At 71.2% G+C, this 20,088-nt stretch carries 23 protein-coding genes and 1 pseudogene; 19 read left to right on the top strand and 5 right to left on the bottom strand.

Going from position 1 to position 20,088, the window contains the following annotated elements; translation table 11 throughout:
- From AC1DY2_RS03060 to AC1DY2_RS03045, 4 genes are all read left to right on the top strand, one after another.
- Positions 1-339: aldolase/citrate lyase family protein (locus tag AC1DY2_RS03060; RefSeq protein ID WP_476761065.1), on the top strand; the 339-nt coding region annotated here is incomplete at its 5' end.
- A gap of 192 nt (positions 340-531) precedes the next feature.
- Positions 532-1,623, top strand: a complete 1,092-nt coding sequence (locus tag AC1DY2_RS03055; protein WP_476761064.1) for an aldo/keto reductase — start codon at positions 532-534, stop codon at positions 1,621-1,623.
- Positions 1,624-1,734: 111 nt separating this feature from the next.
- A complete protein-coding gene (locus AC1DY2_RS03050) occupies positions 1,735-3,120 on the top strand; it encodes a M16 family metallopeptidase (protein ID WP_476761063.1) in 1,386 nt (461 codons plus the stop codon).
- 37 nt (positions 3,121-3,157) lie between these two features.
- Positions 3,158-3,760 carry a histidine phosphatase family protein gene (locus AC1DY2_RS03045; protein WP_476761062.1) on the top strand — a complete coding sequence of 201 codons (603 nt, stop codon included), beginning with the start codon at positions 3,158-3,160 and terminating at the stop codon, positions 3,758-3,760.
- A 52-nt stretch (positions 3,761-3,812) separates the two neighbouring features.
- Here the strand turns inward: AC1DY2_RS03045 and AC1DY2_RS03040 are convergent, their stop codons facing one another.
- A complete protein-coding gene (locus AC1DY2_RS03040) occupies positions 3,813-4,301 on the bottom strand; it encodes a GNAT family N-acetyltransferase (RefSeq protein WP_476761061.1) in 489 nt (162 codons plus the stop codon).
- 62 nt (positions 4,302-4,363) lie between these two features.
- Between AC1DY2_RS03040 and dapB the strand changes: the two genes are divergently transcribed.
- Together dapB and AC1DY2_RS03030 are read left to right on the top strand one after the other, a co-directional pair.
- Positions 4,364-5,113 carry a 4-hydroxy-tetrahydrodipicolinate reductase gene (dapB, locus tag AC1DY2_RS03035; RefSeq protein ID WP_476761060.1) on the top strand — a complete coding sequence of 250 codons (750 nt, stop codon included), beginning with the start codon at positions 4,364-4,366 and terminating at the stop codon, positions 5,111-5,113.
- Positions 5,110-5,550, top strand: a complete 441-nt coding sequence (locus AC1DY2_RS03030) for a hypothetical protein (RefSeq protein ID WP_476761059.1) — start codon at positions 5,110-5,112, stop codon at positions 5,548-5,550. The genes dapB and AC1DY2_RS03030 overlap by 4 nt, the downstream gene beginning before the upstream one ends.
- Here the strand turns inward: AC1DY2_RS03030 and AC1DY2_RS03025 are convergent.
- Genes AC1DY2_RS03025 through AC1DY2_RS03010 form a run of 4 tightly spaced genes read right to left on the bottom strand, consistent with a single transcriptional unit; the run spans position 5,525 to position 7,796 of the window.
- A complete protein-coding gene (locus AC1DY2_RS03025; protein WP_476761058.1) occupies positions 5,525-6,427 on the bottom strand; it encodes a TIGR01777 family oxidoreductase in 903 nt (300 codons plus the stop codon). The two genes, AC1DY2_RS03030 and AC1DY2_RS03025, sit on opposite strands and share 26 nt — an antisense overlap.
- Positions 6,428-6,430: 3 nt before the next feature.
- Positions 6,431-6,853, bottom strand: coding sequence for an OsmC family peroxiredoxin (locus AC1DY2_RS03020; protein WP_476761057.1), 423 nt, complete (start codon positions 6,851-6,853; stop codon positions 6,431-6,433).
- Positions 6,854-6,910: 57 nt separating this feature from the next.
- Positions 6,911-7,369, bottom strand: a complete 459-nt coding sequence (locus AC1DY2_RS03015; RefSeq protein ID WP_476761056.1) for a DUF4395 domain-containing protein — start codon at positions 7,367-7,369, stop codon at positions 6,911-6,913.
- Positions 7,356-7,796: a thioredoxin family protein gene (locus AC1DY2_RS03010; RefSeq protein WP_476761055.1), complete on the bottom strand. Its 441-nt coding sequence runs from the start codon at positions 7,794-7,796 to the stop codon at positions 7,356-7,358. The genes AC1DY2_RS03015 and AC1DY2_RS03010 overlap by 14 nt, the downstream gene beginning before the upstream one ends.
- A 130-nt stretch (positions 7,797-7,926) precedes the next feature.
- Between AC1DY2_RS03010 and AC1DY2_RS03005 the strand changes: the two genes are divergently transcribed.
- The 13 genes and pseudogenes from AC1DY2_RS03005 (at position 7,927) to recA (ending at position 19,978) form a co-directional block, all read left to right on the top strand.
- The gene (locus AC1DY2_RS03005; protein ID WP_476761054.1) at positions 7,927-8,736 is read left to right on the top strand and encodes a thymidylate synthase; all 810 of its coding nucleotides are present in this window, start codon (positions 7,927-7,929) and stop codon (positions 8,734-8,736) included.
- A complete protein-coding gene (locus tag AC1DY2_RS03000) occupies positions 8,733-9,296 on the top strand; it encodes a dihydrofolate reductase (protein WP_476761053.1) in 564 nt (187 codons plus the stop codon). The genes AC1DY2_RS03005 and AC1DY2_RS03000 overlap by 4 nt, the downstream gene beginning before the upstream one ends.
- Before the next feature lie 209 nt (positions 9,297-9,505).
- Positions 9,506-9,655: pseudogene (locus tag AC1DY2_RS02995) on the top strand (type IV toxin-antitoxin system AbiEi family antitoxin domain-containing protein); the annotation flags it as partial.
- Positions 9,656-9,928: 273 nt separating this feature from the next.
- Positions 9,929-10,408 (top strand): endonuclease domain-containing protein, encoded by a 480-nt coding sequence (locus tag AC1DY2_RS02990; RefSeq protein ID WP_476761066.1) that lies wholly within the window; start codon positions 9,929-9,931, stop codon positions 10,406-10,408.
- Positions 10,409-10,418: 10 nt separating this feature from the next.
- The gene (gene dapA, locus AC1DY2_RS02985) at positions 10,419-11,393 is read left to right on the top strand and encodes a 4-hydroxy-tetrahydrodipicolinate synthase (RefSeq protein WP_476761052.1); all 975 of its coding nucleotides are present in this window, start codon (positions 10,419-10,421) and stop codon (positions 11,391-11,393) included.
- A 65-nt stretch (positions 11,394-11,458) separates the two neighbouring features.
- On the top strand, positions 11,459-13,135 hold the full coding sequence (locus AC1DY2_RS02980) for a ribonuclease J (RefSeq protein WP_476761051.1): 1,677 nt from the start codon (positions 11,459-11,461) through the stop codon (positions 13,133-13,135).
- A 106-nt stretch (positions 13,136-13,241) separates the two neighbouring features.
- Positions 13,242-13,733: an N-acetyltransferase family protein gene (locus AC1DY2_RS02975; RefSeq protein WP_476761050.1), complete on the top strand. Its 492-nt coding sequence runs from the start codon at positions 13,242-13,244 to the stop codon at positions 13,731-13,733.
- 91 nt (positions 13,734-13,824) lie between these two features.
- Complete coding sequence (locus AC1DY2_RS02970; RefSeq protein ID WP_476761049.1) at positions 13,825-16,689, top strand: DNA translocase FtsK; 2,865 nt, start codon at positions 13,825-13,827, stop codon at positions 16,687-16,689.
- Between the two features lie 42 nt (positions 16,690-16,731).
- Positions 16,732-17,334 carry a CDP-diacylglycerol--glycerol-3-phosphate 3-phosphatidyltransferase gene (gene pgsA / locus AC1DY2_RS02965; protein WP_476761048.1) on the top strand — a complete coding sequence of 201 codons (603 nt, stop codon included), beginning with the start codon at positions 16,732-16,734 and terminating at the stop codon, positions 17,332-17,334.
- 10 nt (positions 17,335-17,344) lie between these two features.
- Positions 17,345-17,872: a CinA family protein gene (locus AC1DY2_RS02960; RefSeq protein ID WP_476761047.1), complete on the top strand. Its 528-nt coding sequence runs from the start codon at positions 17,345-17,347 to the stop codon at positions 17,870-17,872.
- Positions 17,873-18,016: 144 nt separating this feature from the next.
- Positions 18,017-18,325, top strand: coding sequence for a helix-turn-helix domain-containing protein (locus AC1DY2_RS02955; protein WP_159605269.1), 309 nt, complete (start codon positions 18,017-18,019; stop codon positions 18,323-18,325).
- A gap of 64 nt (positions 18,326-18,389) precedes the next feature.
- Positions 18,390-18,632 (top strand): DUF3046 domain-containing protein, encoded by a 243-nt coding sequence (locus AC1DY2_RS02950; RefSeq protein ID WP_309972675.1) that lies wholly within the window; start codon positions 18,390-18,392, stop codon positions 18,630-18,632.
- Positions 18,633-18,910: 278 nt separating this feature from the next.
- Positions 18,911-19,978, top strand: coding sequence for a recombinase RecA (gene recA, locus AC1DY2_RS02945; RefSeq protein WP_159605265.1), 1,068 nt, complete (start codon positions 18,911-18,913; stop codon positions 19,976-19,978).
- The last annotated feature ends 110 nt before the right edge of the window (positions 19,979-20,088 follow it).

Here is a 20,088-nt window from a genome sequence, read left to right as displayed (position 1 = left end):
ACGCACGCCCGATCGCAGGTGCTCCTCGCGGCGGGCGCCCACGGCGTCGCCGCCATCGACACCGTGCACCTCGACATCGCCGACCTCGAGGGCCTCCGGCAGGAGGCCGAGGACGCCGTCGCCGTGGGATTCGCCGCCACGGCGTGCATCCACCCCTCGCAGGTCGACGTCGTCCGTGCGGCCTACCGGCCCGACCCGGAGCGCCTCGAGTGGGCCCGTGCCGTGCTGGCCGTAGCGGCCGGGGCCGGTGCGGGCGTCTTCGCGTTCCGCGGTGGGATGGTGGACGCGCCCGTGCTCCGCCAGGCCGAGGCCGTCGTGCGCCGCTCCAGCCGCGGCTAGTCGACCGGCGCGCAGAAGCACGCCCGCGTGGCTGCGGGCCCGCGCCTCCATCGCCGACGCCGCCCGTTCGGGGGACACCAGTGGCCGGACCGCAAACGATTCGGTAACGGTTCATCCCGTTTCGCCCTGTCTGGCGGGGGACGCGTACCCCGAGGACGTATTCTCGGAGTCAATCCTGGGGAGGAGGGGCGCGTGGCACGACGGCATACCTACCGAGCCAACGCGGCGAGCGTCGCGGGTTCGGCGGTCATCGAGGAGTTCGCGAATCTGGGGCGCGACGACGTCCTGAGCGTCACCGCGTCGACGACGCCGGCGCTCCGCGTCGAGACCGTCGAGTCGAACACGCTCTCGGGGCCGATCACGGTGCCGATGCCCGCGACCCTCGGTGAGACCGGCATCCTGGCACACCCCATCGCGCTCGGCGGCAGCACCTTCGGATGGACGCTCGGCGCCGAAGATTCCCACGCGGTCCTCGACCGCTTCGCCGGCACCGGCGGCGACCTGCTCGACACGGCCGACAGCTACGCGGCCGGCCGCAGCGAGACGATGATCGGCTCCTGGCTGCGCACCCGGCACACGCGCGATCGGATGCGCGTCATGACGAAGGTCGGACGCCACCCCGACCACCACGGGCTGGCTCCGGTCGACCTCAGAGCGGCGGTCGAGGCGTCCCTCGACCGGCTCGGCACCGATCGCATCGACGTGCTGTTCTTCCACGGAGACGACCCCGAGACGCCCCTCGAGGAGAGCCTCGGCGCGGTCGACGCGCTCATCACCGAGGGCAAGGTGCTCGCCATCGGCGCCTCCGACTTCTCGCCCGAGCGGCTCATCGAGGCGCGTGTCCTCGCCGCCAACGGCCTGCCGCGCTTCGAGCTCCTCACCGCCCGGTACAACCTCATGGACCGTCGACCCTTCGAGGGTGCCACCGAGCTCGTCGCCCATGCCCAGGGCCTCGCCGTGCTGCCGTACTTCGCGCTCGCGAACGGGTTCCTCGGCGGCCAGGTGCGCCGCCGCTCCGAGGTGCGTCGCGACGCACGCGGCGAACGCGTCGCCCGCCACCTCGGACGACGCGGCCACCGCGTCCTCACCGCGCTCGACGAGATCGCGTTCGCCCACGGCGTGCAGCCCGCGACCATCGCACTGGCCTGGCTGCTGGCCAAGCCCACCGTGGCCGCGCCGGTGGTGAGCGCGACGAAGCCCGACCAGGTCGAGGCGCTCATGGCCGCGGCATCCGTCGAACTGCACCGTTCCGAGCTCGTCGAGCTCGATCGCGCGTCGGCCTAGCAGCGGCCCGACCCGCTCGCACGACCGCTCGGCGCGACCGCTCGGCCGACGCCGCGCCCGCGGGCCGACGCATCCGACCGCCGCACGTCCGGGTGCCATAGGCTGGACGGGATGAACGGCGCTGTCGACCTCCCACTCGGCCAGGCCGAACTCTCCTTCACAGCCGCAGGCGACGCGCGAGTTCGGCGCAGCGTGCTCCCGTCGGGAGTTCGGGTGCTCAGCGAGCAGGTGCCGGGCAGTCGCAGCGTCACCATCGGCTTCTGGGTCGCGGTCGGCTCGCGAGACGAGCAGCAGGCGGATGCCGCGCACCCTGCCACCTACGGGTCGACCCACTTCCTCGAGCACCTGCTGTTCAAGGGCACCACGAGCCGCACGGCGCTCGACATCGCCATCTCCTTCGACGCCGTCGGCGGCGAGCACAACGCGCTCACGGCGAAGGAGTACACCTGCTACTACGCCAAGGTGCAGGATCGCGACCTGCCGATGGCGGTGCAGGTGCTCGCCGACATGTTCACGTCGTCGCTGCTCGACCCGGTCGAGTTCGACAACGAGCGGGGCGTCATCCTCGAGGAGCTCTCGATGGCGGGCGACGACCCGGGGGATGTCGCGAACGAGCGCTTCTTCGAGGCCGTGCTCGGGGAGCATCCGCTCGGCCGCCCCATCGGCGGCAGCCCCGAGACCATCCGCGCGGCGACGCGCGAGGCGGTGTGGGAGCACTACCGCGCGAACTACCGCCCGCAAGACCTGGTGGTCACCGTGGCCGGGGCGGTCGACCACGATGCGCTCGTCGCCGAGCTCGAGGCCGCCCTCACCCGGCACGGCTGGGACCTCACCGCCGAAGGCACGCCGGTCGAGCGCCGCAGCATCGCGCCGGCGGTGCTCGCGCCCGGCACCGCCCTCGCGGTCGTGCCCCGGCCCACCGAGCAGGTCAACCTGCTCCTCGGCGTGCCCGGGCTCGTCGCGACCGACGAGCGCCGCTCCACGATGAGCGTGCTGAACGCGATCTTCGGGTCGGGCATGTCGTCCCGGCTGTTCCAGCAGGTGCGCGAGCGCCGAGGCCTCGCCTACGCGGTCTACTCGTTCGCGCCCGGATACTCCGACGCCGGCCTGTTCGGCATGTACGCCGGCTGCGCGCCGGCGAAGGCCGGCACCGTCGCCGCGCTGATGCGCACCGAGCTCGAGCGGGTGGCCGAGCACGGCGTCACGGCCGATGAGCTGCGACGCGCCGCCGGTCAGCTGAGCGGTGCGTCCGCGCTCGCGCTCGAGGACTCCGACACCCGGATGTCACGGCTCGGCCGAGCCGAGCTGACGCTGGGCGAGTTCATCGACCTCGACGAGGCGCTGCGGCGCATCGCCCTCGTCACCGCCGACGACGTGCAGGAGCTTGCCGCCGACCTGGCCGCACGGCCGTTCTCGCTGGTCGCGGTGGGCGCGGCCGACGAGTCGGCGTTCCGCGGCGCCGTCGACGAGATCGCGCCCAGCACCGACGTCGCCTGACGTCCGAACCCCGACCAGTACCGACGAAAGCGGAACAGTGCCCCACCATCTCTACCTCGTGCGCCACGGCGAGCAGCTCGACGCCGAGCACGGCATGCCCGACGGTCCGCTCTCGCCCAGGGGACGCCGGCAGGCGCAACTGCTCGGCGAGCGGCTCGGCGGCGTGCCGTTCGACAACGCCTGGCACTCGCCGTTGCAGCGCGCCACCGAGACGGCCGAGATCATCGCGGCGAAGATGCCGGCGCTGAAGCCCGAGCCGTCGGCACTGCTGTTCGACTGCATCCCCTCCGGACCCGCCCCCGAGACGCCCAAGGTCTACGAGCCGTTCTTCGGCTCGGTCACCGAGGCGGAGATCGAGGCGGGCAGCGCCCAGATGGCGGATGCCGGAGCGGAGTTCCTGCGGTCGCACCGCGAGGACCGGCACGACCTCCTCATCACGCACAACTTCGTGATCGGCTGGCTCGTGCGCGAGGCCCTCGGTGCTCCCGAGTGGCGGTGGCTCTCGATCCACCAGGCCAACTGCGGGCTCACCGTGCTCACCCAGAAGTCGGGCCGCCCGTGGAACCTGCTGGTGCACAACGACCTCGCGCACCTGCCGTTCGAGCTGCGTTCCGGGCTCCCCGAGCCCTACGCGCTCTGAGCCGCACACGGCTGGGCGCAGGCGCTCTGAGCCGCAGGCGCCTGGCCGGTGGTCAGCCGACGTGCTTGCCGTACCAGTGGGTCGCATTCGGGTTGGCGTTGTACGGCTCGACCTCGGCGTAGCCGCTCGACCGGTACAGGCCGCCGGCCGCCGCGAGGCTCGCGTTCGTGTCGAGCACCAGTTCGCGCGCGCCGAAGGCCACCGCGCGGCGCTCGAGCTCGTCGAGGAGACGCCGGCCCGCTCCACGGCCACGGGCGGCCGGCGCGAGCCAGAGGTGCTTCACCTCGAAGCGGGGCTCGTCCGATCCGGGGCGGGAGTCGATGCGCCGCACGCCGCCGCATCCGATCACCTCGGCCCGGTCGTCGCGCTCATCCTCGACGACGAGGAAGACGCCGGCCGGCGGCGTGAACTGCTTGGCGACCGGGTACGTCGGACGGTATTCGCCCTGCTCGGCGGGGAAGCCCGCGGCGCGCTCCGCGAAGTACGCGTCCAGCAGGGCGAGCGCCTCGGCGCCCGTGACGTCGACCGCTCGGAACCGCATGTCGTCCAGCCTAGACGCGGGCGGACGCGAGCTCGTCGTCACGCGATTGGTAGGGTGAAGCGGTGACGATACGGGTCGCCGTGGCCGGAGCCACGGGCAAGATGGGGCGTCTGGCGATCGAGCTCATCGAGGCATCCGACGACCTCGAACTGCACGCGGCGCTCGATTCGCGGTCGGACCTCGACGAGATGCTCGGCGCCGACGTGGCCCTCGACGTCACGCACCCCGCCGCCAGCGCTGGGATCGTCGAGTTCGCGACCGGCGCGGGCATCCCCATCGTGGTCGGCACCTCGGGGTGGTCGAGCGACCGCATCGCCGAGATCGGCCGGTTCGTGCGCGGCCACGACGACGCGGGCGCCGTGCTCTTCATCCCGAACTTCTCGATCGGCAGCGTCCTCGGCACCGCCTTCGCGGCGCTCGCGGCCCGCTTCTTCGACTCCATCGAGATCGTCGAGGCGCACCACGCCGGCAAGGTCGACTCGCCGTCGGGCACCGCCGTGCGCACCGCCGAGCTCATCGGCCGGGCGCGCGCCGAGGTGGGCCCCGTCGCCGCGCCCCACGCCGACCAGCGCGCCCGCGGCCAGCTCGTCTCCGGGGTCCCGGTCCACAGCCTCCGTCTGTCGGGCGTGCTCGCCGAGCAGCGGGTGGTGCTGGGCGGCGAGGGCGAGACGCTGACGATCGCCCATTCCACGGTGTCGGCCTCGGCCTACGAGCAGGGCATCCTGCTGGCGCTGCGGCGCGCGCCCGCGGCATCCGGAGTCGTCGTCGGCCTCGACGCGCTGCTCGACCTCGGCCTGCCCCACCCCTCATGACGAGCAAGGYCGGCGCCATCCTGATGGCCGTGCTCCTCGCGCTGTACGTGGTGCTCGTGGGCTGGCGCGCCGTGCAGTTCATGGCCACCGGGGAGCCCGTCGCGGTGGGCATCGGGCTGGCGCTCATCGTGCTGCCGGTCATCGCCGCCTGGGCGCTCTGGCGGGAGATCTCGTTCGGGCTGCGGTCGCAGGCGCTCATGCGACGGCTCGAGGACGAGGGCGGGCTCGAGCTGGAGATCCCGGTCAAGCCCAGCGGCCGACCCGAGCGGTCGGCAGCAGATGCCGCGTTCCCGGCGTTCCGCGACGCCGCAGAGGCGGCGCCCGACTCCTGGCGGGCCTGGCTCCGGCTGGGGCTCGCCTACGATGCGGCCGGCGACCGCCGCAGGGCGCGGGGCGCCGTGCGGCGTGCGATCACGCTCGAGCGCGCGGAGCGCTGAGCATCGCGTCGAGCGCCGACTCGATCGTGACGTGCTCGAAGCGGTATCCGTCGTCGATGAGCCGCTGCGGGCGCACCTTCTGGCTCGACAGCAGCAGTTCGTCGGCGGCCCGGCCGAGCGCCAGCTCGAGCATGCGCTCCGGCACGGTGAAGGTGTAGGGCCGGTGCATCCGCTCGGCCATCGCGGCCATCACGCGGTCGGCCGTCGCCGGTGTCGGGCCGACGAGGTTCACCGCGCCCGACAGCCGGGACTCGAGCAGGTGCACGATCGCCCCCACCTCGTCGGCGAGGCCGATCCACGGCCAGTGCTGGCCTCCGGTGCCCAGGCGCCCCGAGAGCCCGAATCGGGTGAGGGTGCCCACCCGCTGCATGGCCCCGCCCTCACCTACGACGATGCCCGTACGGAAGACGACCGACCGGGTCTCGTGCGGTGCAAGGGCCGCGGCGCTCTCCCAGCGCGACACGACGTCGGCGAGGAATCCGGTGCCCGCGCTCGAGAACTCGGTGAGGAGCTCGCCGGGCCGATCGCCGTAGAAGCCCACGGCCGAGGCGCTCAGGAACACCGCCGGGGGTCGGCGGGCCTTGCGCATCGCGTCGGCGAGCGTGCGGGTGGCCGTCACGCGGGAGTCGTTGATCTCACCGCGGTACGTCTTCGTCCACGGCAGCCGGGCGAGTGACGCACCCGACAGGTTCACGACGGCGTCGACGCGATCCATGACGGTGAAGTCGATGATGCCCGCGGCCGGCGACCAGGTCGCCTCGTCGTCGCCCTGGGCACGGCGTCGCACCAGGCGCACGATCTCGTGTCCGTCGCCGTGCAATCGCTCGATCAGGGCCGTACCGATGAAGCCGGACGCACCGGCGATGAGCACGCGCACGGGCTAGGCGAGCTCGGCTTCGATCGTGATCGGGATCGAGAGGGCCTTCGAGATGGGGCAGTTCGCCTTCGCGTCCTGGGCGATGGCCTCGAATTGCTCCTCGGTGAGGCCGGGCACGCGCGCGCTCACGAGCAGGTGGCTGCCGAGCACCCCCTTGCCGGCCTCGAATGTCACGGCGGCCGTGGTCTGGATGCTCTCGGGCGGGTTGCCGGCCTGAGTGAGCGCGAGCGACAGGGCCATCGAGAAGCACGACGAGTGCGCTGCGGCGAGCATCTCCTCGGGGTTCGTGGTGTTCGCGACGCCCTCGCTGCGCGCCTTCCAGTTCACGTCGAAGGTCGCGAGGCCCGAGGAGTCGAGGGCCACCTGGCCCGATCCTTCGAACAGCGTGCCGGTCCAGACGGTGGTCGCTTCACTCGTGAGTGCCATGTGGGATCCTCCTCCTCGAGACGGGCTCCCAGCCTATCCGGGCGGATGCGCCAGCGGTCAGGTTCGCGGGATGACTCGTGCCCGCACGAGCAGCACGTACAGCTGGCAGCCGAGGCAGTAGCCGAACGCCGCGTTGAGGAACGCGGCCACGAACGCGAGGGATGCCGCGATCGGCACCGCGGCGGCGAGGCCGGCCGCCCCCAGGATGACGCCGACGATGGTCACCGCGAAGCCGACGCCCTGCGCGAAGGTCGGCGGTCGGGGGTCCTCGAGCTCATCGGGCGGGGACAGTCGCGGTCGCACGAGCCGCCGGAACACGAGCGCGAACGGGTGCCGGCGGACCCCGGCGAACGCGCCCCACGCGAAGAGCGCGCTCAGCGCGGCGAGCAGGATCCACGCGGCGAGGTCGGCGCCGCCGAAGCCGAGGACGGCCACGACGAGCAGGAGCACCGCGGTGATCGCGGCGGTGAAGCGCGGCCCCCGCGGATCGATGCCGTCGGGTTCAGGATGGGACACGGGACCTCCCGGTGAGGGTGTCGAGGTGGCGGCGCACGGCGTGCGCGTCGGGCACGCCGCCGATGCGGGCGGTCGCGGTGCCGCCGGCGTCGAGGATGAGGACGGTCGGCGTCTGCAGCACGCGGAACCGGTCGGCGAGGTCGGGACGGCGGGTGAGGTCGAGCTCGACGTGCCGCACCCCCCGGTAGTCGGCGGCGATCGAGGCGAGTCGCCGCGCCGTCGACGGGCAGCGACTGCAGTACTCGGTCGAGAACTGCACGAGCGTCGCCGAACTGCCGATGGCGCTCGGCGCGAGTCCGAGGTCGTCGAGGGCCGAGACATCGGATGCCGCGGCGACGCGGCCCGTGCGCGATCGCCACCAGAGCCCGAGCACCGTGGCCCCGGCGGGCAGCGCGACGGCCGCGATGAGCGCGACCGACCAGTCCATGTCGCGATGGTATGGCGGTCGCCCGGCGGCATGGGGCGTGTGACGGAGGATGACACCGCGTCACGCGGACGCCGGGCGGCTCGCCGCGGCATCCGCCCCCTCGTCGGCCGTCGGGGTTAGCATCGAGGCGATGGCCGAGACGATCCCCACGCCCTATGAAGACCTCCTGCGCGACGTGCTCGAGCACGGCACGCACAAGACCGATCGCACGGGCACCGGCACGCGCAGCGTGTTCGGCCGCCAGTTGCGCTTCGACCTCTCGCAGGGGTTCCCGCTCGTCACCACGAAGCGCGTGCACTTCAAGTCGATCGCCTACGAACTCCTCTGGTTCCTGCAGGGCTCGTCGAACGTCGGGTGGCTCCGCGAGCACGGCGTCACCATCTGGGACGAGTGGGCGGATGCCGCCGGCGAGCTCGGTCCCGTCTACGGGGTGCAGTGGCGCTCGTGGCCGACGCCCGGCGGCGAGACGATCGACCAGATCTCGCAGGTCATCGAGCAGATCCGCGTGAACCCCGATTCCCGTCGCCTCATCGTCTCGGCGTGGAACCCGGCCGACATCCCCGACATGGCGCTCGCGCCGTGCCACGCGCTGTTCCAGTTCTACGTGGCCGACGGCAGGCTGTCGTGCCAGCTCTACCAGCGCAGCGCCGACCTGTTCCTCGGGGTGCCGTTCAACATCGCCTCCTACGCCCTGCTCACCCACATGGTCGCCCAGCAGACGGGCCTCGAGGTGGGCGACTTCGTGTGGACCGGCGGCGACTGCCACATCTACGACAACCACGTCGAGCAGGTCACCGAGCAGCTCACCCGCACGCCGTTCGCTCCGCCCACCCTGCGGTTCGCCCGCACGCCGGCGTCCATCTTCGACTACGAGTACGACGACTTCATCGTCGAGGGCTACGAGCACCACCCGGCCATCCGCGCGGCCGTCGCGGTATGACGAGCGGTGCGGATGCCGCGACCCCGCGTCCGTCGATCGGCCTCGTCTGGGCCGAATCGGGGGGCGTCATCGGCCGCGACGGCGGCATGCCCTGGCACGTGCCCGAAGACCTCGCGCACTTCAAGGAGCTCACGCTCGGCGACCCCGTGATCATGGGGCGCAAGACGTGGGAGTCGCTGCCGCCGCGGTTCCGGCCGCTGCCGGGGCGGGCGAACGTCGTCGTGACGCGTCGGGCCGACTGGGCCGCCGAGGGCGCGGAGCGCGCGGCATCCGTCGACGAGGCGCTCGCGCTCGCCGCGGCGCGGGAGCCCGCGCGCGTGTGGGTCATCGGCGGAGCCGAGGTGTTCCGGCAGACCCTGCCGCTCGCCGACCGCCTCGAGGTGACCGAGCTCCGGGCGCCGGGCGGAGGCGCGGTGATCGAACCGCGTGCGGGCGACATCCCCGGTCCCGTGGTGGACCCGGCGGTGTGGCGGCAGGTCGGCGCCGAGCCATCCGACCCCGCGTGGCTCACCTCACGCGGCGGCCCCGAGTACCGCTTCCTCAGCTACGCCCGCGCCTGACCCGCCGCCGGCCCCCCTCGCCCCCTCGCATCAGACCGGCCGCGCAACGGAGGAGATCGCGGGAGGCGCGCCGCGTCCGCCCGGCCTGGCGTGCCAGAACTCCTTCGTTGCGGTCCTCGACCCGTCCTCAACACGATCGCCGACCCGGATAGCCCCCCGACGGAGCTGCTGGGTCCGCCAGGCCCAGACTTCCCACGCAAGAGTCGGGTATGCCCGACGACCTGGACCACGTCCTCCGCGCCTGCATCGACCTGGGTGGTGTGGCCCGTCTCGCCGAGCTGCGTTCCGCCGGCGCCGGCAGGGCGGACATCGATCGCGCTGTCCGAGCCGGCTCACTCACGCGGCTGAGACGAGGTTGGTACGGCTTGCCCGGGATCTCACCTGCGCTCGCCGCGGCCGTGCGCCACGGCGGTGCACTTGGTTGCATCTCGGTGCTGCAGGAGCACGGGCTCTGGATCCTCGGCGAACACCCTCACGTCCATGTGGCGATGCGGCCGAACGGGCAGAGCCTGCCGCATCCCGGATGCAGCTGCGTCCTGCACTGGAACGACGTTCCACAATCTGGAGGGCGGCTTTCGTTGAGGACGGCACTCGCCCAAGCCCTCGGGTGCATCGGTGCGGAGGAGTTCTTCGTGGCCCTCGAATCCGCCATGCGACGCCGCATGATCGACCGGCGGCAATTGGCGGCGCTACGCCACGACGTGCCCGCCGATCGGCGGTGGCTCATCGATCTCGCCCGATGGGACGCGGACAGTGGGCTGGAATCGCTGCTTCGACTGAGACTCGATGTGATCGGCATCTCGGTGAGGTCGCAGGTCGAGCTCCCCGGCGTGGGGCGCGTCGACTTCGTCCTCGGGGATCGGCTCATCCTCGAGGTCGACGGTCGGTTCAATCACGAGGCTCCGCCCAAGCGACACAAGGACCTGACCCGCGATGCCGTCGCAGCCGCGCATGGATTCGACACGCTTCGATTCGACTACGCGCTCCTCGTGTACGACTGGCCGCTCGTCGAGGCGGCGATCCTCGCGAAGCTCGAACGCGGTCTCCACATAAGTGCGCGTCCGCGGTTGCGCGGGCGACGGGCGCGGCGCGGCATCCGCTCGACCCGATAGCCTTGGGGGCGTGACTGCAGACAACCCCTTCGGACAGGTGCTCGTCGCGCTCGTCACGCCGATGACGGCGGACGGCGAGGTCGATTGGGCCGGGGTCGAGAAGCACATCGACGACGTGATCTCGGCGGGCGCCGACGGCATCGTCGTCACGGGCACGACCGGCGAGACGTCGACGCTCACCGACCCCGAGAAGATCCGGCTGGTCGAGGTCGGCAAAGACGTCGCCGCGGGCCGCGCGAAGATCATCACGGGCGGCGGCTCGAACGAGACCGCGCACGCGATCGAGCTCTACAAGCACTCCGAGCAGGCGGGCGCCGACGGCATCATGATCGTCACGCCGTACTACAACAAGCCGACCCAGGCCGGCATCCTCACGCACTTCCGGCTCGTGGCCGACGCCACGGACCTGCCGGTCATCCTCTACGACATTCCGGGGCGCACCGGCGTGCCCATCAAGTACGAGACGATCCTGCGGCTCGCGAAGCACCCGAACATCCTGGCGATCAAAGACGCCAAGGGCGACTTCTCCGAGGTGAGCCGCGTGCTCAACCAGACCGACCTCATGTACTTCTCGGGCGACGACGCCAACGTGCTGCCGCACCTCGCGATCGGCGCCACGGGACTCATCGGCGTGACCGCGAACATCGCCCCCGCCCCCTACCGCACCATCGTCGACGCCGTGAACCGCGGCGACCTCGCGGCGGCGACCGCCGAGCACCGGCGGCTCGAGCCGCTCGTGCGCGCCGTGATGACCCACGTGCCCGGCACCGTCGCGGCGAAGTACATCCTGCACGGCCTGGGCCGCATCGGCAGCCCGCGCGTGCGGCTCCCGCTCGTCGGTCCCGAGGAGTGGGAGGCCGCGCTCATCGAGGACGAGATCGACCTCGTGCAGGGCATCCCGGGCGTCGACTTCCACCGCTTCCGTCCCGACCGCAACGCCGCCGCCGGTGGCKCGCTGCCCAAGGTCGCGGGCACCACCCGCTGAAACGTCGGCCGAGGCATCCGCCGGAACGGCCGTGTGAACTGAACACCGCAACGTAAGGAGGGCACATGCCCGACGTCGTCATCGATCCCGCTCCGCTCGAGGCAGGGACGCTCCGCGTCATCCCCATCGGCGGCCTCGGCGAGGTCGGCCGCAACATGACGAGCTACGAGATCGACGGGAAGATCCTCATCGTCGACTGCGGGGTGCTCTTCCCCGAGGAGCACCAGCCCGGGGTCGACCTGATCTTGCCCGACTTCGGCTTCCTGCGCGAGCGACTCGACGACATCGTCGRCGTGGTGCTGACGCACGGGCACGAGGACCACATCGGCTCCGTGCCCTACCTGCTGCGCCTGCGCGCCGACATCCCCCTGATCGGCTCCACGCTGACGCTCGCCCTCGTCGAGGCGAAGCTCAAGGAGCACCGCATCCAGCCGTACAGCCTCACGGTGCGCGAGGGCGAGCACGAACGCATCGGACCGTTCGACCTCGAGTTCATCGCGGTCAACCACTCGATTCCCGATGCGCTCGCGGTGGCCATCAAGACGAGTGCCGGCACGGTGTTGGCCACTGGCGACTTCAAGATGGACCAGCTGCCGCTCGACGGCCGGCTCACCGACCTGCGCGAGTTCGCCCGCCTGGGCGAGGAGGGCGTCGACCTGTTCATGGTCGATTCCACCAACGCGGATGTCCCGGGCTTCACGCCCCTCGAGCGCTCGATCGGCCCCGTGCTCGACGAGGTGATCGCGCGCTCGCCGCGCCGAGTGATCGTGGCGAGCTTCTCGAGCCATGTGCACCGAGTGCAGCAGGTGCTCGACGCCGCACACTTCAACGGCCGCAAGGTCGCGCTCATCGGCCGCAGCATGGTGCGCAACATGACCATCGCCGCCGAACTCGGCTACCTGAAGGTGCCCGCCGGTGTGCTCGTCGACTTCAAGAAGGCCGGCGACATCCCCGACGACGAGATCGTCTACATGTCGACGGGGTCGCAGGGCGAGCCCATGGCCGTGCTCTCGCGCATGGCGAATCGCGAGCACCAGATCGAGATCGGCGAGGGCGACACCGTCATCCTCGCGTCGAGCCTCATCCCCGGCAACGAGAACGCCGTGTACCGGGTCATCGACGGGCTCACGAAGCTCGGCGCGAACGTGGTGCACAAGGGCAACGCGAAGGTGCACGTGTCGGGTCACGCGGCGGCGGGCGAGCTCCTCTACTGCTACAACATCCTGAAGCCGAAGAACGTGCTGCCGATCCACGGCGAGTACCGTCACCTCTTCGCGAACGCGAAGCTGGCGCAGGACACGGGAATCCCCGAGCGCAACACGTTCATCGGCGAGAACGGCACGGTCTACGACCTGCGCGACGGCGTCGTGAAGGTCGCGGGGCAACTCGACCTCGGCTTCGTCTACGTCGATGGCGCGACGGTCGGCGAGATCACCGACGCCGACCTGAAGGACCGCCGCATCCTCGGTGAAGAGGGCTTCATCTCGGTCATCATCGTCGTGGATGCCTCGACCGGGCGCATCATCGTCGGCCCCGAGATCCACGCGCGCGGCTTCGCGGAAGACGACGCCGTGTTCGAGGAGGTCAAGCCGAAGATCTCGGCGGCACTGCTCGAGGCCGCCCAGAACGGCGTGCGCGACCAGCACGCGCTGCAGCAGATCGTGCGCCGCACCGTGGGCACCTGGGTCAACCGCAGGCTCCGCCGCCGCCCGATGCTGGTGCCGCTCGTCATCGAGGCGTAGCGCGCAGGTCCGGCTGCCGGGCGGCTTCCGCGAGCCGGAGCTGGGCTCAGGGGCACCTTCGGGCGACGGAAACACCGCGGAAACACGGCGGGCGTAGCATCCGCGCATGGCGGACTACACGATCCGCCCGGCCATCCMGAGCGACGGCGCGTTCCTCGCCGACATGGTGGTCGAGGCGGCGAACTGGCGGGCCGGGGCGACCCGGCCCAAGCCGACGGTGTTCGCCGACCCGGTCTCGCGCGGCTACATCGCCGGATGGCAGCGGCCGGCGGACACCGGCTTCGTGGCCCTCGACAGCGATGCCAAGCCGATCGGCGCAGCGTGGTACCGCCTGTTCGCGGCCGACACCCCGGCGCACGGCTTCGTCGCCGCGGGAGTGCCCGAGCTCATCATCGGCGTCCAGCCGCTCTGGCGTGCACAGGGCGTCGGGCGCACGCTGATGCGGTCGCTGACGGATGCCGCACGCGCGGCCKGGTACGCCCGCATCACGCTGAGCGTGGAACACGGCAACTTCGCACACGCGCTCTACCGCTCGGAGGGGTTCGCCGTGGTGGGCACCCGCGGTGGACGCGACACCATGGTGCGGGTCCTCGGCTGAACCCCAATGCGACCCCCGCAGGGGGTCGCTGATCGCGGACACTCGCCGCGTCCTGTCGGCCTGCGTCGCCGGTCGGCCGTAACGTGGACGCATGGCTACGAGCACCAGGTCGAACGGGCGTGCCTCCGGCGCGTCCGCACGCGGCTCGGGCTCCAAGACCGCGCCCACGAAGAAGCTCCCGGCGTCGACCTCACGCGGGTCGGCGGCGGCGAAGGCCAAGCCGGCCACGCCCGACCGGCCCCCGCTGCTCGTCCGCGCCTGGATGGGGCTCGCGCACGTCACGGGTGGGGCGGCGCGCGCGCTCGGCCCCGAGACCCTCGCGAAGGAGGAGCGCCGCGACGGACTGCCGTTCTTCATCGTCGTGCTCGCCGTCGCGGGCGCGCTCGTCGAGTGGTTCTTCATCAACGAGCCGGTCGCCCAGGCGTTCGACTCGTGGACGTTCGGCGGACTGTTCGGACGGGTCGCCTTCGCGCTTCCCGTGGTGATGCTGCTGTTCGCCGTCTGGCTCTTCCGGCATCCCAGCTCGGTGCACGACAACACCCGCATCGGGATCGGCCTCGGTCTCCTCCTCCTCACCGTGTCGGGGCTCTGCCACCTGTTCGGCGGCCAGCCCGAGCCGAGCGAGGGCATGGCCGTGCTGGCTCGTGCCGGCGGCATCCTGGGCTGGATGCTGGCCCAGCCGCTGATCCTGCTGATCACCGAGATCGGCGCCGCCGTCGTGCTCGTGCTGCTCCTCGTGCTGTCGCTACTGATCATGACGAAGACGCCGCCGAACCGCATCCCGGCCCGGTTCCGCGAGCTGTACGCCTGGCTGTTCGGCGCGCCCGAGCCCGATGAGCGTCCCGAGGCCGAGCCGAAGCCGTCGCGCCGCGCGGCCCGCAAGACGGCGCAGGCCGAACTCGACGGCATCGACGCGCTCGACGACGACTCCGAGTCCACCGGACTCGTGCCCTGGTGGCGACGCAACGACTCGAACCGCGAGGAGGATCCCGCGTTCGAGGCGAACGGCGTAGACGGCCTCACCGAGGTGTTCGGTCCGGGGTCGGCAGCCGGCAGCTTCGAGACGCCGCTCGAGGGCGTCGGCGGAGCCGGCTCGTACAACACCGAGGTGCTGGGCGACCTCGACCGCGCGGAGGCGGCGCTCCAGCGCTTCACCGGCGACATCCCGCATGGCGGCACCGGACTCCGCGGCGACGACGCCGGGTCACCGGCCGTGCTCGCGGTCTTCGACGTCGAGGGCGAGGGTGAGGCGACCGGCGGGATCGGCGGCGCCGCGGCATCCGCTGAACCGAGTCTCGAAGCCGCCGTGCCCGATCGGCCGTACCACCTGCCGGCGGCGTCGACCCTGGCGGCCGGTGCGCCGGCGAAGACGCGCTCGCACGTGAACGACGAGGTCGTGCGGCAGATCACCGGCGTGCTCGAGCAGTTCGGGGTCGACGCCAAGGTGACCGGGTTCTCGCGGGGCCCGACCGTGACGCAGTACGAGATCGAGCTCGGGCCCGGCGTGAAGGTCGAGCGGGTCACCGCACTGTCGAAGAACCTGTCGTACGCGGTCGCGTCGAACGAGGTGCGCATCCTCTCGCCGATCCCCGGGAAGAGCGCGATCGGCATCGAGATCCCCAACGCCGACCGCGAGATCGTGACCCTCGGCGACGTGCTGCGGTCGGGCGCGGCCGTGAACGCGAAGCACCCGATGACGATCGGCGTGGGCAAGGACGTGGGGGGCGGCTACGTCGTCGCCAACCTCGCGAAGATGCCGCACCTGCTGGTGGCCGGTTCGACCGGCTCGGGCAAGTCGAGCTTCGTGAACTCGATGATCACGTCGCTGCTCATGCGGGCGAAGCCCTCCGACGTGCGAATGGTGCTCATCGATCCCAAGCGGGTCGAGCTCGCGCCGTACGGGGGCGTGCCGCACCTCATCACCCCCATCATCACGAACCCGAAGAAGGCCGCCGAGGCGCTGCAGTGGGTCGTGAAGGAGATGGACATGCGGTACGACGACCTCGCGTCGTTCGGCTTCCGCCACATCGACGACTTCAACAAGGCCGTGGTCAACGAGGAGATCGTGCTGCCCGCCGGCAGCGAGCGCAAGCTCAAGCCCTACCCCTACCTGCTCGTCGTCGTCGACGAGCTCGCCGACCTCATGATGGTCGCCCCGCGTGACGTCGAGGACTCGATCGTGCGCATCACGCAGCTCGCACGCGCGTCGGGCATCCACCTCGTGCTCGCGACGCAGCGGCCCTCCGTCGACGTCGTCACGGGCCTCATCAAGGCCAACGTGCCCTCGCGCCTCGCCTTCGCGGTCACGAGCGTCACCGACTCGCGCGTCATCCTCGACCAGCCGGGGGCCGACAAGCTCATCGGCCAGGGTGACGCGCTCTTCCTGCCGATGGGGGCGTCGAAGGCGATCCGCGTGCAGGGCGCGTGGGTCAGCGAGTCCGAGATCGAAAAGGTCGTCACGCACGTCACGCGGCAGGCGCGGCCCGAGTACCGGCAGGATGTCGCGGCCGCCGTCGAACGCAAGGAGATCGACTCCGACATCGGCGACGACCTCGAGCTGCTGCTCGCCGCGGCGGAGCTCGTGGTCTCGACGCAGTTCGGCTCGACCTCGATGCTCCAGCGCAAGCTCCGCGTCGGGTTCGCCAAGGCCGGGCGGCTCATGGACCTGCTCGAGTCCCGTGAGGTCGTCGGTCCGTCCGAGGGGTCGAAGGCCCGTGACGTGCTGGTGACGGCCGAGCAACTCCCCGGCGTGCTGGCACGCCTCCGCGGGGAGGAGCCGGCAGGAGGGGGCGGCCCTGCCGGGAAGGCGGCGCGGGCGGATGTCCCCGCCGACGCCGGCGGCTACGACGACCCGGACCCCCGGTACGACGACCCCGTCGGTCGTGCCACCCAGGGGCTGCCCGAGGTCGAGGGCGACACCGACGAGGACGCCTGGGGCCTCACCGGCCGCGACTGAGCCGTCCGCTCCGCGGAAGCACCGCGCGGCTAGGCTGTGCGTATGACCTCCTCCGCCGGAAGCCCCGAGCGATCGGCGAATTGGAACCTCCCCAACGCGATCACGATCGTGCGCATCCTCATGGCGCCGCTCGTGTTCTGGCTGCTGCTCGCCGACGGGGGTGCCGACGGGCCCATGCGGTGGTGGAGCGCCCTCCTCTTCATCATCGCCATCTCCACCGACTGGGTCGACGGATGGCTCGCACGTTCGCGGGGCCTGGTCACCGATCTGGGCAAGATCCTCGACCCCATCGCGGACAAACTGCTCACGAGCGGTGCGCTCGTCTGCCTCTCGATCCTCGGCGAGTTGTGGTGGTGGGTCACGATCGTCATCGTCGTGCGCGAAGTCGGCATCACGATCTGGCGGTTCGTCGAGCTCAGGCGAGGCAACGTCGTCCCCGCGTCATCCGGCGGCAAGGCGAAGACGATGGCGCAGTCGATCGCGATCTCGCTCGCGCTCCTGCCACTCTGGACGATCGTCGGCGACTGGATCTTCTGGCTCAACTGGGCCGCGATGGCCGCGGCGCTCGTCCTCACGGTCTGGTCGGGCCTGCTGTACGTGCGCGACGCCGTGCGGCTGGCGCGCGCCGCTCGGGAAGCGCGCTGAGGGCGAGCGGATGCCGCGGCCGGCCGATTCCCCAGGCGCGCCCGACGCCCGGGCGCTGGTGCACCGGCTCACCGACCTGGGTCTGACGATCGCCACCGCCGAGTCGTTGACCGGCGGGCTCCTGGCCGCGGCGATCGTGGACATTCCGGGCGCGTCCGTCGTGTTCAACGGGGGAGTGGTGGCCTACGCGACGCCCGTGAAGCGCACGGTCCTCGGCGTGGACGCCGCGCTGCTCGCGGAGCGAGGGGCCGTGGATCCCGACGTCGTGCAGCAGATGGCCGACGGCGTGCGCCGCGCATGCGCCGTCGACGGCCGGGCCGCCGACCTCGGCGTCGCGACCACGGGCGTGGCCGGGCCCGACTGGCAGGACGGCCGGGCCCCGGGAACGGTGTACGTCGGGATCGCCTCGCCCCGCGGCATCCGCTCGGTGGCGCTCGAGCTCGACGGCGGCAGGGCCGTGGTGCGCGCAGCCGCGGTCGTCGCCGCCATCGAGGCCGCGGTCGCGGAGCTCGACTCCGTCGGCGTTCCGGCGGAATAACCTTCGTGAACAACCTGTTACAGGTGACGAGTTCACACGAAAGTCCAAGTGTGCGACGCTAGGTTGGAAGCCATGAGAGTCGGGTAGACTGACCCTCCCGTTTCCGGCTCCGAGGAGTCGATGGCAGAGTGAAGGAGGTCCCCGATGGTTCTGGTTCGACAGGAGATCGGCGACGTGCTGAGGGACTTCCGTCTGCAGAAGGGTCGCACCCTTCGTCAGGTGGCGTCGAAGGCCAGCGTCGCTCTCGGTTACCTCAGCGAGGTGGAGCGCGGCCAGAAGGAGGCCTCCTCCGAGATCCTCGCGTCGGTCGCTGAAGCGCTCGACACCCCCATCTCCGTGATCATGCACGAGGTCGGCGACCGCATCGCCGTCCTCGAGGGCCTGGCCGTCGTGCCCGACAGCCTGCCCGACGAGCTCGTCGCGGAGTTCGACGCGGACATGATGGTCCGCTGACCCACCCACGATCCAACGCCTCGGCCGGTCTTCGGACCGGCCGATGGCATGTCCGGGAGCATCGATGAAGCTGAGCGAGTTCCAGATCGCGGTCGATGAGGAGTTCGGCGCAGGGTACGGCAGCGTCGTCGTGAACGACCTCGTGCTGCCGGGGCTCCGCGACCGCACCGCACGCGAGGCACTCGCCGCCGGCGTTCCGCCGCGCGAGGTCTGGGTCGCCCTGTGCGAGGCGACGGATGTCCCGCCCGAGCGTCGTCACGGCGTCGGTCGGCGTGAGCCCGGCCGAGGCCAGCGCCGCACGTCCTGACGGCATCGAGCGCTTCGGCGGCCCCGAAGACGTGTTCGACACGCGGGCGTGTCTTCGAACATCCGTTCGGTTGCTCGGCTAGGCTCGTCCTCGACAGCAGGAGGAATGTCGCGTCCCTCCACATCCCGCCTCACGGGGCTCCGGATGTCGGTGGGCGGCCATACGGTCGAAGCGTCGGAACACACCGCAAACGCCTTGTCGCGAGACGCCGCGGGTCACGGCCCGCAACGTGGAACGACAGCCTAGAGGCAGCCGCAACGAGCACGAGGAGCCAGCACATGCCATCACCCGTAGACCGCGAGAAAGCACTCGAAACCGCACTCGCCCAGATCGACCGCCAGTTCGGCAAGGGGTCGGTGATGCGCCTCGGCAGCGAGGACCGCGCTCCCGTCGAGGTGATCCCCACGGGCTCCGTCGCACTCGACGTCGCGCTCGGCGTCGGCGGCCTTCCACGCGGCCGGATCATCGAGATCTACGGCCCCGAGTCCTCGGGAAAGACCACGCTCACCCTGCACGCGATCGCCAACGCGCAGCGTGCCGGCGGCATCGCGGCGTTCGTCGACGCCGAGCACGCGCTCGACCCCGAGTACGCGAAGAAGCTGGGCGTCGACATCGACTCGCTCCTCGTCTCGCAGCCCGACACGGGTGAGCAGGCGCTCGAGATCGCCGACATGCTCGTGCGCTCGGGCTCGATCGACCTCATCGTGATCGACTCCGTCGCGGCGCTCGTGCCGCGCGCCGAGATCGAGGGCGAGATGGGCGACTCGCACGTCGGCCTGCAGGCCCGCCTGATGTCGCAGGCGCTCCGCAAGCTCACCGGTGGCCTCAACCAGACGAACACCACGATGATCTTCATCAACCAGCTGCGAGAGAAGATCGGCGTGTTCTTCGGCAGCCCCGAGACCACCGCGGGCGGCAAGGCGCTCAAGTTCTACGCTTCGGTGCGACTCGACATCCGCCGCATCGAGACGCTGAAGGACGGCACCGAGGCGGTCGGCAACCGCACGCGCGTCAAGGTCGTCAAGAACAAGATGGCGCCGCCCTTCAAGCAGGCGGAGTTCGACATCCTCTACGGCGTGGGCATCTCGCGCGAGGGCTCGCTGATCGACTACGGCGTCGACCAGGGCATCGTGAAGAAGTCCGGTGCCTGGTACACCTATGACGGCGACCAGCTCGGGCAGGGCAAGGAGAACGCGCGCAACTTCCTGCTGCAGAACCCCGACATCGCCGCCGACATCGAGAAGAAGATCCTCGCGAAGCTCGGCATCGGTGCGGCCGGTGCTGCGCCGGCCGTGCCGTCGAACGTCGAGTCGATCGAGGGCAAGCTCGGGCGCAAGGGCGCCTGAGTCGCACGATGAACGAGATCGGGGAGGGGAGTGAGATGAACGACGCAACCGAGCACCTCGCCCCGGTCTCGTATCTGCCGTGGGCCACGCCGCCCGGCACCGCCGACCCG

This window comes from Agromyces sp. P1_H4 (assembly GCF_056405255.1).
The sequence above is the reverse complement of the archived record's forward strand: the minus strand, read 5'-3'. Positions and strand labels throughout refer to the sequence as shown.

Coding starts and splice junctions, on each gene's coding strand:
- AC1DY2_RS03050 (WP_476761063.1), top strand. CDS start 1,735: ATGAACGGCGCTGTCGACCTCCCACTCGGCCAGGCCGAACTCTCCTTC.
- AC1DY2_RS03040 (WP_476761061.1), bottom strand. CDS start 4,301: ATGCGGTTCCGAGCGGTCGACGTCACGGGCGCCGAGGCGCTCGCCCTG.
- AC1DY2_RS03020 (WP_476761057.1), bottom strand. CDS start 6,853: ATGGCACTCACGAGTGAAGCGACCACCGTCTGGACCGGCACGCTGTTC.
- AC1DY2_RS03010 (WP_476761055.1), bottom strand. CDS start 7,796: ATGGACTGGTCGGTCGCGCTCATCGCGGCCGTCGCGCTGCCCGCCGGG.
- AC1DY2_RS03005 (WP_476761054.1), top strand. CDS start 7,927: ATGGCCGAGACGATCCCCACGCCCTATGAAGACCTCCTGCGCGACGTG.
- AC1DY2_RS03000 (WP_476761053.1), top strand. CDS start 8,733: ATGACGAGCGGTGCGGATGCCGCGACCCCGCGTCCGTCGATCGGCCTC.
- AC1DY2_RS02970 (WP_476761049.1), top strand. CDS start 13,825: ATGGCTACGAGCACCAGGTCGAACGGGCGTGCCTCCGGCGCGTCCGCA.
- pgsA (WP_476761048.1), top strand. CDS start 16,732: ATGACCTCCTCCGCCGGAAGCCCCGAGCGATCGGCGAATTGGAACCTC.
- AC1DY2_RS02960 (WP_476761047.1), top strand. CDS start 17,345: ATGCCGCGGCCGGCCGATTCCCCAGGCGCGCCCGACGCCCGGGCGCTG.
- AC1DY2_RS02955 (WP_159605269.1), top strand. CDS start 18,017: ATGGTTCTGGTTCGACAGGAGATCGGCGACGTGCTGAGGGACTTCCGT.
- AC1DY2_RS02950 (WP_309972675.1), top strand. CDS start 18,390: ATGAAGCTGAGCGAGTTCCAGATCGCGGTCGATGAGGAGTTCGGCGCA.
- recA (WP_159605265.1), top strand. CDS start 18,911: ATGCCATCACCCGTAGACCGCGAGAAAGCACTCGAAACCGCACTCGCC.